Source organism: Mycobacterium simiae, from assembly GCF_008370645.1.
GTDB lineage: Bacteria > Actinomycetota > Actinomycetes > Mycobacteriales > Mycobacteriaceae > Mycobacterium > Mycobacterium simiae_A.
On sequence record NZ_VTZN01000138.1, the window covers coordinates 1 to 14,492 of the forward strand.

14 protein-coding genes and 2 pseudogenes are annotated in these 14,492 nt (G+C 63.8%); 9 read left to right on the forward strand and 7 right to left on the reverse strand.

Annotation, left to right across the window (positions count from 1 at the left end):
- Positions 1–340: 340 nt before the first annotated feature.
- Positions 341–1,411: a DUF475 domain-containing protein gene (locus tag F0Q45_RS19155; protein WP_149655439.1), complete on the forward strand. Its 1,071-nt coding sequence runs from the start codon at positions 341–343 to the stop codon at positions 1,409–1,411.
- Between the two features lie 9 nt (positions 1,412–1,420).
- Here F0Q45_RS19155 and F0Q45_RS19160 read toward each other — a convergent pair whose 3' ends face one another.
- On the reverse strand, positions 1,421–1,909 hold the full coding sequence (locus tag F0Q45_RS19160) for an inorganic diphosphatase (RefSeq protein ID WP_149655440.1): 489 nt from the start codon (positions 1,907–1,909) through the stop codon (positions 1,421–1,423).
- Between the two features lie 139 nt (positions 1,910–2,048).
- On the opposite strand from F0Q45_RS19160, the gene dacB reads away from it, so the two are divergent.
- The 4 genes and pseudogenes from dacB to hpt all read left to right on the forward strand — a co-directional run bounded on the left by dacB (position 2,049) and on the right by hpt (position 6,063).
- Positions 2,049–3,434 (forward strand): D-alanyl-D-alanine carboxypeptidase/D-alanyl-D-alanine endopeptidase, encoded by a 1,386-nt coding sequence (gene dacB, locus F0Q45_RS19165; protein ID WP_149655441.1) that lies wholly within the window; start codon positions 2,049–2,051, stop codon positions 3,432–3,434.
- Positions 3,431–4,477 (forward strand): zinc-dependent metalloprotease, encoded by a 1,047-nt coding sequence (locus F0Q45_RS19170; RefSeq protein ID WP_149655442.1) that lies wholly within the window; start codon positions 3,431–3,433, stop codon positions 4,475–4,477. Before dacB ends, F0Q45_RS19170 begins: the two co-directional genes overlap by 4 nt.
- A complete protein-coding gene (tilS, locus tag F0Q45_RS19175) occupies positions 4,456–5,427 on the forward strand; it encodes a tRNA lysidine(34) synthetase TilS (protein ID WP_149655443.1) in 972 nt (323 codons plus the stop codon). The genes F0Q45_RS19170 and tilS overlap by 22 nt, the downstream gene beginning before the upstream one ends.
- A pseudogene (gene hpt, locus F0Q45_RS19180) lies at positions 5,424–6,063 on the forward strand (hypoxanthine phosphoribosyltransferase). Before tilS ends, hpt begins: the two are co-directional and overlap by 4 nt.
- A gap of 124 nt (positions 6,064–6,187) precedes the next feature.
- Here hpt and F0Q45_RS19185 read toward each other — a convergent pair.
- The 3 genes from F0Q45_RS19185 to F0Q45_RS19195 all read right to left on the reverse strand — a co-directional run bounded on the left by F0Q45_RS19185 (position 6,188) and on the right by F0Q45_RS19195 (position 8,451).
- Positions 6,188–6,931, reverse strand: coding sequence for an SIMPL domain-containing protein (locus tag F0Q45_RS19185; RefSeq protein WP_149655445.1), 744 nt, complete (start codon positions 6,929–6,931; stop codon positions 6,188–6,190).
- A gap of 61 nt (positions 6,932–6,992) precedes the next feature.
- Complete coding sequence (locus tag F0Q45_RS19190; RefSeq protein WP_188113026.1) at positions 6,993–8,183, reverse strand: PPE family protein; 1,191 nt, start codon at positions 8,181–8,183, stop codon at positions 6,993–6,995.
- Positions 8,152–8,451, reverse strand: coding sequence for a PE family protein (locus tag F0Q45_RS19195; protein WP_149655447.1), 300 nt, complete (start codon positions 8,449–8,451; stop codon positions 8,152–8,154). The genes F0Q45_RS19190 and F0Q45_RS19195 overlap by 32 nt, the downstream gene beginning before the upstream one ends.
- A gap of 1,330 nt (positions 8,452–9,781) precedes the next feature.
- On the opposite strand from F0Q45_RS19195, the gene F0Q45_RS19200 reads away from it, so the two are divergent.
- The 4 genes from F0Q45_RS19200 to F0Q45_RS19215 all read left to right on the forward strand — a co-directional run bounded on the left by F0Q45_RS19200 (position 9,782) and on the right by F0Q45_RS19215 (position 12,243).
- Positions 9,782–10,081 carry a PE family protein gene (locus F0Q45_RS19200; RefSeq protein WP_149655448.1) on the forward strand — a complete coding sequence of 100 codons (300 nt, stop codon included), beginning with the start codon at positions 9,782–9,784 and terminating at the stop codon, positions 10,079–10,081.
- A gap of 13 nt (positions 10,082–10,094) precedes the next feature.
- A complete protein-coding gene (locus F0Q45_RS19205; RefSeq protein WP_149655449.1) occupies positions 10,095–11,357 on the forward strand; it encodes a PPE family protein in 1,263 nt (420 codons plus the stop codon).
- 338 nt (positions 11,358–11,695) lie between these two features.
- Positions 11,696–11,932 (forward strand): YlcI/YnfO family protein, encoded by a 237-nt coding sequence (locus F0Q45_RS19210; RefSeq protein WP_149655450.1) that lies wholly within the window; start codon positions 11,696–11,698, stop codon positions 11,930–11,932.
- The gene (locus tag F0Q45_RS19215; protein ID WP_149655451.1) at positions 11,932–12,243 is read left to right on the forward strand and encodes a type II toxin-antitoxin system PemK/MazF family toxin; all 312 of its coding nucleotides are present in this window, start codon (positions 11,932–11,934) and stop codon (positions 12,241–12,243) included. The genes F0Q45_RS19210 and F0Q45_RS19215 overlap by 1 nt, the downstream gene beginning before the upstream one ends.
- 391 nt (positions 12,244–12,634) lie before the next feature.
- On the opposite strand, the pseudogene F0Q45_RS29445 reads toward F0Q45_RS19215, so the two are convergent.
- From F0Q45_RS29445 to F0Q45_RS19230, 3 genes and pseudogenes are all read right to left on the reverse strand, one after another.
- Positions 12,635–12,842: pseudogene (locus F0Q45_RS29445) on the reverse strand (zinc-binding dehydrogenase); the annotation flags it as partial.
- The gene (locus tag F0Q45_RS19225; RefSeq protein WP_149655452.1) at positions 12,842–14,035 is read right to left on the reverse strand and encodes an LLM class flavin-dependent oxidoreductase; all 1,194 of its coding nucleotides are present in this window, start codon (positions 14,033–14,035) and stop codon (positions 12,842–12,844) included. The gene F0Q45_RS19225 and the pseudogene F0Q45_RS29445, both read right to left, overlap by 1 nt.
- A partial coding sequence (locus F0Q45_RS19230) for an alpha/beta fold hydrolase (RefSeq protein WP_149655453.1) occupies positions 14,029–14,492 on the reverse strand: 464 nt, incomplete at its 5' end. The genes F0Q45_RS19225 and F0Q45_RS19230, both read right to left, overlap by 7 nt.

The following is a 14,492-nucleotide window of genomic DNA, read 5'->3' on the forward strand; positions in this document are numbered from 1 at the left end:
TCATCTCGTCCGCTGCCTTGGCATCTCGAAGGCGACCGGTGACCAGAACATTGCCTGGATCGAAAGGCCGATTGTTGACAAGGGAATCGTTCCTCTCGCTGCTAGCGTCATGATGGTGCGCGTCTAGCGTGCCCACTGATGCCCGACGGTCTTGGATGCCGTCTTGCTGGTCGGGACAAGTGTTCCAGGGATTTGCTGAGCGGATGTTGGGGAAATATGAAACGTGCTGGTCGGTATACGTAGCGCTGGCATCGCGAAGCCGAGCTGCGGCCCCATCATTCTGGACGGCTCCCGGAAAAGTACCTGGAAAAGTACCTGGGAAAGGACCCGGATACGGCTCATGACAACGATCCGCATTTTCGGGCTGTCGCTGCTGGTAACCGTGGCGGCATTCGTCATCGGCTATTGGCACGGCGGGCCGACAGCGCTGTTCTTACTGGCAGTGCTGGCAATCCTGGAGGTGTCACTGTCGTTCGACAACGCGGTCATCAACGCCACCATCCTGAAGCAGATGAGCCGGTTCTGGCAGCAAATGTTTTTGACAATCGGCATCCTGATCGCGGTCTTTGGGATGCGGTTGGTATTCCCGTTGGCCATGGTGTGGGTTACCGCCGGCCTCCACCCGCTCCATGCCATGGATTTAGCGCTCAATCCGCCGCCCCATGGCGCTCTGGAATTCCCGGACGGCTCGCCCAGCTACGAGAAACTGATTACTGCCGCACACCCGCAAATCGCGGCGTTCGGTGGCATGTTCTTGCTGACGCTGTACCTGGACTTCGTTTTCCACGACCGGGACGTCAAGTGGCTGAAGTGGATTGAAGCGCCGTTCGCCCGCGTCGGCCGGCTCGGCCAGGTTCCGGTGGTGGTGGCGTGCGGTGTGCTGGTCCTGGTCGGCACGGAGCTGACCCATTCCGGCGACGAGCGGGCGACCGTCCTGATCGCCGGCCTCCTTGGCCTGGTGACCTACCTCGTGGTCAACGGTTTAAGCAGGGCATTCCGGCCTCCCGAAGCAGCAATGTCGGACACCGGGGGGGTTGGGGCGGTGGGCAAAGCCGGCTTCACGCTCTTCCTTTACCTCGAGGTGCTCGACGCGACGTTCTCCTTCGACGGGGTCACCGGAGCCTTCGCGATCACCACCGATCCGATCATCATTGCGCTGGGCCTCGGCCTGATCGGCGCCATGTTCGTCCGGTCGATCACCATCTATCTGGTGCGCCAGGACGCCTTGGACCGCTACGCATACCTAGAACACGGCGCGCATTGGGCTATCGGCGCGCTGGCGGTGATCATGCTGGTGTCAGTGGACCACCGCTTTGCGCTGCCGGAGTGGATCACCGCGTCGATTGGGGTGGTCTTCATTGGGGCGGCGTTCACCAACAGCGTGCTACGCAACCGACGAACGGCTGCGTGACGTCCGGGATCAGTGCCCGCTGGCCTGGAACCGCTGCACCGACCGCTGCACCTCTGCCTCGGCCTCCGCCCGGCCCACCCAATCGGCGCCTTTGACGAACTTGCCCGGTTCCAGGTCCTTGTAGTGCACGAAGAAATGCTTGATGGCATCCAGCTCGAACGCCGGAACGTCCTCGATGTCCTGGACGTGGTCCCAGCGATGGTCGCCGGCCGGCACACACAGCACCTTGTCGTCTCCGCCCTTCTCGTCGACCATCCGGAACATTCCCACCGGGCGAGCCGCCACCAGCACACCCGGGAACACCGCCTCCGGCAGCAGTAGCAGCGCATCCAGCGGGTCGCCGTCTTCACCCAGGGTGTCCTCGATGAAGCCGTAGTCGGTCGGGTAGGCCATCGGGGTGTAGAGGTAGCGGTCCAGGCGGACCCGGCCCGTCTCGTGGTCGACCTCGTATTTGTTGCGCTGGCCCTTCGGAATTTCGATGGTCACGTCGAATTGCACCGCGTGGCTCCTTCTACTGGGCGAGGCATGAGGTGAGTCAGTTGCGTCTTGGCATGGGGTGAGTACACCCTAGTCCAGCGGTACCGCGACACCGCTTGGTGGCCGGTTCGGCAGAATGGGACCGGAAGGCAGGAGAGTCATGGGTCCCAAACGTTGGCGAACAACCACCCACGTGTTCGTTGGGGTGGCGGTGCTGGCGTTTGTCGCTGCCGTGGTGGCGGCCGCAGCGTTGTTCACAACGGGTAACCACGGGTCCGGCGCGCGTCCACCTGTTCCGCCGCCGCGTCCGCCTACGGTCAAGCCGGGAGTGACCCCCGTCGTCGACACCGCTGCCGCGCCCACGGCCGGTGGGATGGCAGCAGCGCTCGCCCCGGTCGTGGCCGACCCCAATTTGGGCAGATTGGGTGGTCGGGTCACCGACGCCTTGACCGGGCAGGAACTGTGGCGGCAGCTCGATGATCTGCCGTTGATTCCGGCGTCGACCAACAAGGTCCTGACTGCGACGGCTGCGCTGCTCACCTTGGACCGTCAGGCTCGGGTCAGCACCCGAGTGGTGGCCGGCAGCCGGGACGCGCAAGGTCCCGTGGTGCTCGTGGGCGCCGGGGACCCCACCCTGTCGGCGGCGCCGCCCGGTGTTGACACCTGGTATCGGGGGGCGGCGCGGATCAGTGACTTGGTCGAACAGATCCGGCGCAGTGGTGTGACGCCGACGGCGGTGCAGGTTGACACTTCTGCGTTCACGGGCCCGACGATGGCGCCGGGCTGGGACCTAGCTGACGTCGACAACGGCGACATCGCCCCGATCGAGGCGGCGATGATCGACGCCGGTCGGATCCAGCCGACGACCGTCAACTCCAGACGGTCGCGCACACCGGCCCTGGACGCTGGACGGGAGCTGGCCAAAGCCCTAGGTCTGGATCCCGGCACGGTGACGATCGCTTCGGCACCGGCGGGCGCCCGGCAGCTGGCGGTGGTGCAGTCGGCACCGTTGGTTCAGCGGCTGTCGCAGATGATGAACGCCTCCGACAATGTGATGGCCGAGTGCATCGCGCGGGAGGTGGCGGCCGCCATCAACCGCCCCCGAAGCTTCACCGGCGCCGTTGACGCGGTGACCACCCGGCTGAACACCGCGCACATCGACACCACCGGGGCTGCGCTCGCGGACTCCAGCGGGTTGTCGGTCAATGACCGGCTGACCGCGCGGACGCTCGACGGCGCCATGCAGGCTGCGGCGGGACCGGGCCAGCCGGCGTTGCGGCCGCTACTGGATCTGCTGCCGATCGCCGGCGGCAGCGGCACGCTGGGTGAACGCTTCCTTGACCGGGCCACCAACCTGGGCCCGGCCGGCTGGTTGCGGGCCAAGACCGGCAGCCTGACCGCCATCAACTCGCTGGTCGGAGTGCTTACCGACAGCAGTGGCCGGGTGCTCACGTTCGCGTTCATCTCTAACGACGCTGGACCCAACGGCCGCAACGCGATGGACGCCTTGGCCACGAAGTTATGGTTCTGCGGGTGCACGACATGACTGCTGCATCCGAGCTGACCCTCGGTAATGCGGTCGATTGGCGATTTGCGGCAACGGTCGGGGAACGGCTGGCCCGCCCAGGTCCCCCGGCCACCGAGTACACCCGCCGCCAGGCGGTCGATGAACTCATGCGCGCGGCGGAGCAGGCCGAGCCGCCAGTGCGCGATGTCACCGGGTTGATCGCTGCAGGTGCGGTGCCGCCGGCGTGCGTGGTGGACCGGCCGGCGTGGATCCGGGCGGCGGCCGAGTCGATGCGGGCGATGACCCACGGCAGCGATAAGCCCCGCGGATTCCTCACCGGGCGGATCACCGGTGCCCAGACGGGTGCGGTGCTGGCGTTTGTGGCGTCGGGAATTCTCGGCCAGTACGACCCGTTCGGTGCCGGCGACCACGGCTCGTTGCTGCTGGTGTATCCCAACGTGATCGCGGTTGAACGCCAACTTCAAGTCAACCCTTCAGATTTCCGGATGTGGGTATGCCTGCATGAGGTCACCCACCGGGTGCAGTTCACCGCCAACCCTTGGCTGGCCGGCTACCTGCAGCAAGCGCTTGGCCTGCTCACCCGCGAACCCGCCGACGACATCGGCCAGGTGGTGAGCCGGCTGGTCGATTTCGTCCGCAACCGTGGCGAAGTGTCCGGCGAGGGCAACGTGACGGGAGTTTTGGGTGTGGTGCGCGCCGTGCAATCCGAGCCACAACGCCAGGCTTTGGATCAGCTGTTGACGCTCGGCACGCTGCTGGAGGGCCATGCCGAGCACGTGATGGACGCGGTCGGGCCGGTGGTGGTGCCGTCGGTGGCCACCATCCGGCGTCGCTTCGACGAACGTCGCCACCGCAAGCAGCCGCCGCTGCAGCGGCTGCTGCGCGCGCTGTTGGGCTTCGACGCCAAGCTCAGCCAGTACACCCGCGGTAAGGCGTTCGTCGACGACGTGGTGCGCCGGGTCGGCATGACGCGGTTCAACACGATTTGGACGGGTCCGGAGACGCTGCCCCTGCTCGCTGAGATCGAAAACCCGCAGCGATGGATCGACCGGGTGCTGTAGCTCACCTACGCAAGGCGGTCGAGAAGTTCGCCAAGGACTATCTTGGCTCCGCCGAGCGGTGGTGTGTGGGGTTATCCGGTGGCCCGGATTCGTTGGCGCTTACCGCTGTAGCCGCGCCGCTGCGACCCACGACCGCGCTGATTGTCGACCACGGTCTGCAGCGCGACTCGGCTGCCGTCGCCGAAACCGCACGGGCCCAAGCTATTTCATTGGGATGTGTTGAGGCGCAAGTACTTTGCATTCAGGTGGGCGAGAACGGGGGGCCGGAGGCCGCGGCGCGCACCGCCCGCTACGCCGCCCTGGATGCCCACCGCGACGGGCCGGTGCTGTTGGCCCACACTCTCGATGATCAAGCCGAGACGGTGCTGTTGGGGCTCGGCCGTGGTTCGGGTGCGCGCTCGATTGCCGGCATGCGTCCCTACGATTCGCCGTGGTGCCGGCCGCTGCTGGGGGTGCGGCGTAGCGTGACCCACGCCGCCTGCCAGGAGCTGGGCCTGACCGCCTGGCAGGACCCGCACAACAGTGACCGGCGCTTCACTCGAACCCGGCTACGCCATGAGGTGCTGCCGCTGTTGGACGACGTGCTGGGCGGGGGAGTGGCCGAGGCGCTAGCCCGTACCGCGACGGCGTTGCGCGAGGACACCGATTTGCTCGACGCGATCGCCGCGCAAGCGCTGACGGATGTGACCGCTGGTTCCGGACTCGATACCGGGGCGTTGGCCGGGTTGCCGGGACCGGTGCGGCGCCGGGTGATCCGCGGCTGGCTGCTGGCCGGCGGTGCGACCGGACTGACCGACATCCAGATCCGCGGGGTGGACGCGCTGGTCACCGACTGGCGAGGCCAGGGCGGAGTGGCGGTTGGGTCGGGATCGCGCGGTCAGCGATTATTCGCCGGGCGACGCGACGGGGTGTTGACCTTGCGTCTGGAGCCGGTGGACAAGCCGATTTGACGCCTGCGTTGGTTGTTCGTCGGCCGACGTCGCTACGCTGTGGACGTGGCTGAGACCTTCCCGGGGCAGACAGCGGAACTGTACCCGGGGGATATCAAGTCGGTGTTGCTCACTGAGCAGCAGATTCAGCAGCGCGTTTCCGAGCTTGGCGCGCAGATCGGCAACGATTATCGCGACCTGAACACGACTACCGGTCGGGATCTCTTGCTGATCACGGTGTTGAAGGGCGCGGTTCTTTTCGTCACAGACCTGGCGCGTGCCATTCCGTTGCCCACGCAGTTCGAGTTCATGGCCGTGAGCTCCTACGGGTCCTCTACGTCGTCGTCTGGGGTGGTGCGGATTCTTAAAGATCTGGATCGCGACATCCACGGTCGCGATGTGCTGATCGTCGAGGACGTTGTCGACTCGGGTTTGACCCTGTCGTGGCTGCTGCGCAACCTGAAAGGTCGCAATCCGAGTTCCTTGCGGGTGTGCACGCTGCTGCGTAAACCCGAGGCGGTTGGCGCCAATGTCGACATCACCTACGTGGGCTTCGACATTCCCAACGACTTCGTGGTGGGCTACGGCCTGGACTATGACGAGCGCTACCGCGATCTGTCCTACATCGGAACCCTGGACCCCCGGGTCTATCAGTAGCGCTTTAGTGGTTGCACTCGTAAATTCGCTGGATTCGGCTTAGTGCGCGACGCGAGCGCGCAAAAGTGCGCGTAGGTGCGAACGCTAACGTCGATCTCGGCGCGCGCTTTACGCGCGTGATCCTCTAGTTCAGTTCCCACACGGCGGTCACCGAGAAGCTCACCGTCTGCTGGCCGGGTTCCAACGGCAATGCGGTCGCAGAGCGCGGTGGTGCTGGGGCTGGAGCAGGCGTGGATCCAGATGCTTCTGAGATCGACAGCACCTTGCCCAGGCGCAAACCCGACAGCTGTGCGTACTGCTGAGCACGGCTTTTGGCGTCTTCGAAGGCTCGCACGCGCGCATCCTTGAGCAGCTGCGAGTCGTCGGTGATCGAGTAGTTAACCGAACTGATCCGGGTGGCATCGCCGCCGCTGCTGACGATCAGGGCCAGCATCCGTGAGGCGGCATCGGTCGGGTGGATGTTGACTTCGATTGCGTTGTCGGCGCGGTAACCGGTGATCGTGGCCGTTCCGCCCGGCTCCGCGTTGCTGTACTGCGGTTGCAGGGTGACCTCGGTGGTGCGGATGTCCTTGCGGTCGAGCCCCGCGCCCACCAGCGCATTGATGACCGCCTGCTGGCGTTCGTTGGTCTGGTTCATTGCGGTGGTGACGTCGCCGGCGGTGAATTCGATTGCGACGTCAGCGGTCAACGTATCCGGGACACCGTGCACGTGCCCCGACCCGAACACGGACACTTGACGCGGATTGGCCCCCGGCGACGGCGCGTTGTGGGAGTCGCACGCCGACAACAAGACGGCGGCCGATCCGGCGACTGCCAAGACAATCGACTTGCGGATAGAACTTGGGGCGCATCCTGTGATGATCGGCATGCGTCACCTTAAAGCCGCCTCGGCGCCCGGATAGCGAACACCACGCCGTCGCCGGCTGTTGTCAGCCACCGGCGGGCGTTCGAGGAACAAATCTCGCGCGGGCCTTCGGCGCAACGCTGCCGACTCCGGTACCGGCCAGGCTGGACAGCGCCATTTGGACCCACGGTGTTTGCGAGTCGGTATCCGCTGCCGTCGCCACGCTGGTCAACGTCTCGGCGTCGGGGACGATCCCCGGCGCGGTTTCGGTCCAACTCGGCGGTACCGATAGCTTCCCGAGCGCGTTTGCGCTGCCCATGGCCGCCCAGACGGGACGTGCCGGAGGGCCGACTGGCACCATATGGTTCGCAGCGGCGGCGACCCCTTCGGCCGCGCCCTTGGCGAACGCCCTCGCGGTGAGGGGTTGTGTCATGCCTCCTGATTTCGTGGCGAAGAGGCTGAAGCGGATGGGTTCGTATGCGATCTTGCTGCTGAGGAGTCCCCAGGTGGTGGTATTCCTCATCACCTTCGTGGTGTCAGTTACCGCCGTCCACACTTTTGGCCAAGTGCCCGAGCGCGACGGCGACATGAGTTCGCGCAGGGCCGAAGGTGCTAGCTCGTAAAGCTTTGTCAAGTCATGACGAATCTCGCCTGCGGCATGGGAGCTGCCAATCGCTCGCGCCGCGAAGTGGCTGGCAACCTCCGCCGCACTGGTTGTCGGCCTGGGCGGGGTAAACGGTGTCAGTCTTGTGGCGGTTGCTGCCTCAGCGGCATATGCATACATCGCTGCCGCGTCCTGCGCCCACATTTCGAGGTGGACTGCCTCGTTGTGCATTATCGCCGGAGTGTTCTGACCAAAGACGTTGGTAGCAGTTAAGACCATCAGCTGGAATCGGTTGGCCAAAACTTCCGCGAGCGGAACCGTCATTATGTAAGCGGTCTCATAGGCCATGGCGAATAGCCTGGCGTTTGTTGCGGCGTGCTCAGCTTGTGCAGCGGTCACCTCGAACCACGCCACCAATGGCGTGGCTGCTGACGCCATTGCCGCCGCGGACGGCCCCTGCCACGCCAAAGCCAAATTGACGATCACCGCCCGGTACGAAGTAGCCGCGTCGTGCAGGGTAGCGGCCATCTCATCCCAGTTCGCTGCCGCCGCGTGCAACGAGCGGGCCCCGGGACCGGTGCACATTCTCGCGGAGTTGACCTCTGGCGGAAACAGGCCGTAATCCATTGCGGTGCCGGACTTACGCGAGATCAGCTTTGTTGATTGCCTCACCTGTGGCATAGGACTCCGCACAAGCTGCCAACATCGACACCAGCTTTTCGTGTATGTCAATGGCTTGGTTGAACACCGCCTGGTACCCGGTAGCGTGCGCGACGAACTGCATCGCCGTCAACGCCGAAACCTCGTCGGCCGCAGGCGGCAGCACTTCCATCGTGGAAGCGGCAGCGATGGCGTTTCGGGCGCTCATTGTCACGCCGAGCGACTGCAGGCTGAGCGCCGCGGATAGCATCTTTTGTGGCTCGGTAGCAAGAATGGACATGGTGTGGCAATACCTCGCAATCATTGAAAATCTAATCGAATTAGTGAGGTTATAAGCAAGGACGCTGGCGCCCACCACCGCGGTGCACGACGACGCGTCAAGCGTTAAGAAACTCTCAACGACACTTTGGTCGGCTACGGTGTAATCAATTCAACGGGTCCATAGCCGATCGTTAAAGGCGACCGAAGTATTGGAGCCGGTAGTTTATCGTCCGAACGTCGGATGGCGGCGCTGTCGCATCGGTCCTATGGACCGTGGATGTTGGTGTTGATCAACCTCGCGCAAGCTTTGCCCGCGATTGGACCGTATGACGTGGATGTCATCTGCATCCGCCTCCTGGGCTTGCTCGAGTACATTCGGCAAACGTCGTGATCGTACGGACTGGCTTTGTTGACGGTAATCCGGCTGGAGCCGCAGGGCCGACCATGATCCCAATGAGTGCGCTGAACCTGAAGCTAGCACTAGGAAATAGTTTTGTCAACGGTGGTTGTCTAATGTGGTCCGTGGATGACGCGTTGGACCGGAACGCGCCTAAGCAGTGCGTAAGCATTGCCTTGGCGACGCGATGCCCGATCATCCATCACGACCCTGTCTCTACCGTCCGCTGCTGCGGCCACCGGACTAAACAGCTGCCATGAGCTCGTGGTTAGACGGGGCTGGCGAGGAGTGCGACGTAGTCACAGCAAAGGTTCGCGCGATGCCGTCAGACAGTCGCAGTCAAGCGATCCATAGGTCGAATCCATCAAATTTGCTGACGGGCAAAACCGGCAATCTTTGTGCTTCACAGGCGGGTGGGATCGGTGTTTCTGTTTGGTCGTCGCCGCTCCTGCGCGGGACTATGCCTTACTGCGGCAGAGGATTGCGGTAGCGATTGACGAAATTGCCAATAGCGCAGAATGTTTCGCGAAAAGCATTGCATCAGCCCTGTTGCGGGGCGCGGCCGGTGATGCGCTGCATTAATTAATGCGCAGTTTGACAACGGTTTTAGGCTCGGCGAGGGCCGCCGGAACCGGACGGTTGCGGGCCCTGTGGTGCGCGCCTGTGGCGCATAGCGCAAAACTAGGCTATTGTTTGCTGATCGGACTTAACTCATATTGAACTCAAATCATATCTGATTAATATATGTTTCATAGAATTCGAGAAATGCTCCTGCGGATTTGGCGCAGCAAATGAATTGTTATCGACCCGGCAGTGAACAGCCTGTGTGAAACCTGTGTTACCGCTACATGTCTGCCCTAACGTGTCCTGCGACCTGCATCAGTGATCAGCGCTCAAACTTCATCGCGCGCTGAAAGCTGTTGCTGCAAAATGACATTGGGGAGAGGGATTCATGTCGATCATGCTGGCGCAGCCAGAAGAGTTGGCTGCCACTGCTGCCGGACTGCAGTCCATCAACGTGGCGGTGCGTGCGGGCAATGCCGCGGCGGCGGGCCCAACGACGGGGGTAGTTCCCGCCGCAGCCGATTTGGTGTCAATGCTGACTGCCACTCAGTTTGCGGCGCATGCGCAGCTTTATCAGGAGATCAGTGCCCAGGCGGTGACGGTCCAGGAGCAATTGGCAACCACGCTGGGCATCAGTGCCGGTTCGTATGCGGCCACCGAGGCCGCCAACGTGACCACCATCAGCTAGGAGATCCAAAGTCATGTTGGACTTTGCACAACTACCGCCGGAGGTCAACTCCGGGCTTATGTACTCCGGGCCCGGTTCGGGGCCCATGCTGGCCGCCGCTGCGGGCTGGGAGACCCTAGCCGCTGAGTTGCAGTCGACGGCTTCTACCTACGATGCCCTGATCACCGCCCTAGCTGACGGACCCTGGCAGGGTCCGTCAGCGGCGTCCATGGTGGCCGCCGCCATGCCCCAAGTGGGTTGGCTACGCAGCACCGCGGGTTTGGCCGAACAGGCGGGCAGCCAAGCCGTGGCGGCGGCGAGCGCCTACGAAGCGGCGTTTATGGCGACGGTGCCACCGCCGGAGATCGCGGCCAACCGGGCATTGCTCATGGCCTTGTTGGCCACCAACTTCCTCGGTCAGAACACTGCGGCGATCGCGGCCACCGAGGCGCAATATGCCGAAATGTGGGCACAGGATGCGGCCGCGATGTACGGCTATGCCGGGGCGTCGGCGGCGGCCGCGCAGTTAACGCCGTTCGATCCCGCGGCGGCCACCGTCAACCTCGCGGGCTTGGCCGCTCAGGCGAATGCGGTAGGGCAGGCGATCAACGGCGCGGTGAACTCCACAGGGCTGAACGCGATACCCACTGCGCTGATGGGGCTCGCCGGGCTGACCAACACTCCGCCCTGGCTCACCAATCCAAACGCCTTTGCCGCTGCAATCGGGCTCGCCGGCCATACCTGGAACTCCAATGGTGACGGGATCGTTGTTTCCGGGCTGCTTGGAGATGTCGTCGAGGGCCTGACCGGATCGACAACTTTGGACGCAAGCGTGCCTTCCGACCTGTTCAACCGATGGGTGTCTCCCCTTCGGCTCGTCATTACCCAGTTGAAGGACTACTTCGGTCTCGCGCACGACCTGCCGAAGTGGGCCAGTGAGGGCGCCGAAACCGCCGCCAAAGCCGCCAAGGAGGCAGCCAAGGACATACCGGCCGCCCTCGGTGCCCTGCCGAGTGCGGGCCTGGGTGGCCTGGGCGCAGCCGTCGGTAAGGCGGCATCCGTCAGCGGGCTGTCGGTTCCGACCTCCTGGGCCAATACGGTCGGGGCGGCCAATCCCATCGTGACGATCAGCAACATCGGGGCCGGCGCTGCGGCCGCTGAACCCGCCGCCAGCGCCTTCGGCGGGTTGCCGGTGATGCCCGGCAGTGGTGCCGGGCGCGGGTTGGCCGCTCACTTCGCCGCTCCCCGATACGGATTCAAGCCGACCGTGGTGGCACAGCCACCGGCGGGTGGATAACGATCACGGTGACCGTCACCGTGATCAACCAACACACTCCTACCCTTGCCCGCGTTAATTCTTCGGGCCCGCGCGGATGGTGCACCCACTGCAGCCCGGACTGGTGCTCGGCGATCCGTTGAACAGCTTCGTCCGGTCGGTGTGGTTCAGGTGATGGTGCCATCAGAGAGCTGCCTGTCGCGTCACCGACCGGATGTCCTGAGGCGATGATGTTGTCGAAATAGACATTTCAGATTGGTGACAGTAGGTAATCTATCCCGCTGCGCTCGGATTGCAGCCCGAATTCGTTTGCCTCGAGCGGCGCCTGAAGCGCATACCAAAATGGTACCATCGATGAAATGAGTACACAGATTGCGGTCCGCTTACCCGACGAGATCGTGGCCTTTATCGATGACGAGGTCCGGGGACGGCATGCCCGCAGCCGTGCGGCTGTCGTGCTACGGGCGCTGGAACGGGAACGTCGCCGTCGCCTCGCTGAACGCGACGCGGAGATCCTCGCGGCCAGCATGTCGGCGACAAGTGATTTGGATGCGCTGGCCGGTCACTCTGCTCGTACCGCCCTCGATATCGACTGATGCGACCTATCCACATCGCCCAGCTCGACAAGGCTAGACCTGTCCTGATTCTCACCCGCGAGGTCGTGCGTCCGCACCTTACCAACGTCACTGTAGCCCCGATCACGACAACCGTCCGTGGGCTGGCTACCGAAGTCGCGGTGGGTCCGGTGAACGGACTGAATCAACCGTCGGTCGTCAGTTGCGACAACATCCAAACGATCCCCGTATCTGATCTTGGTCGTCAAATCGGCTGCCTGCTCGCGTCGCAGGAGCCAGCTCTCACCGAGGCCATCGGCAATGCGTTCGACCTCGATTGGGTCGTGGCATAGGTGCGGCAAAGGCGATCTCCGTCGGGCCTCGGCAAGGTCTACGAAGGAGCCCGGCCAAAGGCGCGCGGACTGCTGTCTATCGGCGTCTCCGGCACAGCTTCAACGCCGAATCTCACCCGCTGGCCGACCTCATCGGCGGCATCGACGCGCGACAGCAAATCGGCGGGCTGCGCAAGAGAAATCATGCCCAGCAACACATTTGGCGGATTCGCACAAAACTAGTCTGCTCAAAGCAGATAAGCAGTACATGCGTCGCATTTTGGTTGAGACCTCGGTCAAGACCTACGGCATCACCAGAATCTTGCAGTGTTGCCATGGCGACGATCAGCTGAGTACTCGGGCGTGCTCGTCGAAGCACGTCATCGATGATCACGGGCATCCCGACCGCCTCGAACACTACGGCGGCCATGTCGGCGCCGCCGCCCGCCAGCTGACCGCCAAGCGCCACCACCTCGGCGCCATGCGCGGCGAAATGCAGGTCGAATCCGTAGATTCCACACGTTCGAACCTTGACCAGGACCCGGCCCGGGCCGGGCACCGGATCGGGCGACGTCGTCGCGGTAGACCATGAGGCAGTCCCGCAATACGGCCGCGCGTATCAGCTCTGGTTGCCCTCGTGTTCGGCCACGTGCTCACTGATGGCCTGCACGATCGCCTGTCCCGCGCGGCCTATCAAGTCTTCACGCTTATCCCTGGCCCAGTCATGCGAGGCACGCGGCGCGTCGAGTTGACCCTTGAAATAGGGAATCACTTTGCGGGCGAACAAGTCATAAGAGTGGAATGTCGCGTGCGGCGGCGCCCAGTCATGTCCGAGCAGGAGCAGGGTCCCGAAACCGCCCGACCGGTCCAGCAGGTCTTCGATGTGCGCGATCGCGTCGGCGGGTGTGCCGATGCAGCAATTCCCTTTGGCCGCATATTCTTCGACGAACTCACGGGTCGAATGCGCGCCGTCCACGACGTTGGACAGTGGGACAAACCCCGCAGCACCGAAGTATCGCGAAAAATCAGGCAACCCGTAGATACAGTCGTCGAGAGCCTGGCCGCGCGTGTCCGACAAGTGCATGATGGAAAGCACCCGCCAGTCTTGGCGATCGGGCTCGTTCCGGGCGACTTTCGCTGCTTGCTCGCACACCACATCCCAGGTGTTTTCGAGTGCCGCATACCCGCCGGGTACCGACATCGACAACGACAGCAGCGACGTGCCCAGCGTGCCGGCCAGCCGCGGTCCGGACGGTGAAATCATTGCAGCCGTAGAGATCTCGGGATACGGCCAGGTATAGGGCCGAATGTGCAATTGGGCCTCGCGCAGGGTAAACCAGTCCGAATGACGGTCGATGCGCTCACCCGGAGCGGCGCGGAACAGCGCAAGGATCGCTTCGAGGGACTCCTGCATCATCTGGCGCTGGTCGATCGGGTCGATGCCCATCATGTAGGCATCCGATGGCAGGGCCCCTGGACCGGTGCCGAACATGACCCGACCGCGGGTTAGGTGATCCAGCAGCACCCAGCGGTCGGCCACCATCAGCGGATGGTGGTAGGGCAGTGAAACGACTCCGGTACCCAGCTTGATGTGCTTGGTCCGTTCGGCCGCTGCCGCGATGAAGACTTCCGGGCAGGCGATCAGCTCGTAGCCCCCGGAATGGTGTTCGCCGAACCAGGCTTCGTCGTACCCGAGACGGTCCAGCGCAACGACCCGCTCCATATCGTATTCCAAAGCGACCGTGGGGGATTGGCCGGTCGGATGAAAAGGCGTGATGAAAACGCCGAAGCGCAGCGGCGCGCCGGTCACCATGTCACTGCTTCGAAGAACTCGAGAAGTATCGCGTTGACCTCGTCGGGCCGCTCCTGCTGCAACCAGTGGCCGGCGCCTTCGATCATCACCTCGCGGTACGGGCCGGTGATTACCTCCGAGACGCGGTCGGTGCGAGTGAAGGACAGCACCGGATCGGCAGTTCCGGCGATGAACAACGACGGCACCACGATGGTGGCGCCGGCAAGATTGGACGTGGTCTCCCAGTTCCGGTCGAAGTTGCGATACCAGTTAAGCCCGCCGGTGAAACCCGTGCGGGTGAATTCGTTTATGTAGTGGTCGAGTTCGTCCTGGGTGATCCAGGCCGGTAGCGCGTCGGGTTCCGGAAGCCGGTCGATGAGGCCTTCGGGACCAGGCGTCAGCATCCGTAACGCCGCGTTCTGATCGCCCGGTGTCTGCAGGCCGCCAATCATCCGGCGCATCGTGCGGGCCGGGTCGG

Bases quoted from the DNA above. Each gene is read 5' to 3' on its own strand.
- F0Q45_RS19155 (WP_149655439.1), top strand. From the start codon at position 341: ATGACAACGATCCGCATTTTCGGGCTGTCGCTGCTGGTAACCGTGGCG.
- dacB (WP_149655441.1), top strand. From the start codon at position 2,049: ATGGGTCCCAAACGTTGGCGAACAACCACCCACGTGTTCGTTGGGGTG.
- F0Q45_RS19170 (WP_149655442.1), top strand. From the start codon at position 3,431: ATGACTGCTGCATCCGAGCTGACCCTCGGTAATGCGGTCGATTGGCGA.
- tilS (WP_149655443.1), top strand. From the start codon at position 4,456: ATGGATCGACCGGGTGCTGTAGCTCACCTACGCAAGGCGGTCGAGAAG.
- F0Q45_RS19185 (WP_149655445.1), bottom strand. From the start codon at position 6,931: ATGCCGATCATCACAGGATGCGCCCCAAGTTCTATCCGCAAGTCGATT.
- F0Q45_RS19195 (WP_149655447.1), bottom strand. From the start codon at position 8,451: ATGTCCATTCTTGCTACCGAGCCACAAAAGATGCTATCCGCGGCGCTC.
- F0Q45_RS19200 (WP_149655448.1), top strand. From the start codon at position 9,782: ATGTCGATCATGCTGGCGCAGCCAGAAGAGTTGGCTGCCACTGCTGCC.
- F0Q45_RS19205 (WP_149655449.1), top strand. From the start codon at position 10,095: ATGTTGGACTTTGCACAACTACCGCCGGAGGTCAACTCCGGGCTTATG.
- F0Q45_RS19210 (WP_149655450.1), top strand. From the start codon at position 11,696: ATGAGTACACAGATTGCGGTCCGCTTACCCGACGAGATCGTGGCCTTT.
- F0Q45_RS19215 (WP_149655451.1), top strand. From the start codon at position 11,932: ATGCGACCTATCCACATCGCCCAGCTCGACAAGGCTAGACCTGTCCTG.
- F0Q45_RS19225 (WP_149655452.1), bottom strand. From the start codon at position 14,035: ATGGTGACCGGCGCGCCGCTGCGCTTCGGCGTTTTCATCACGCCTTTT.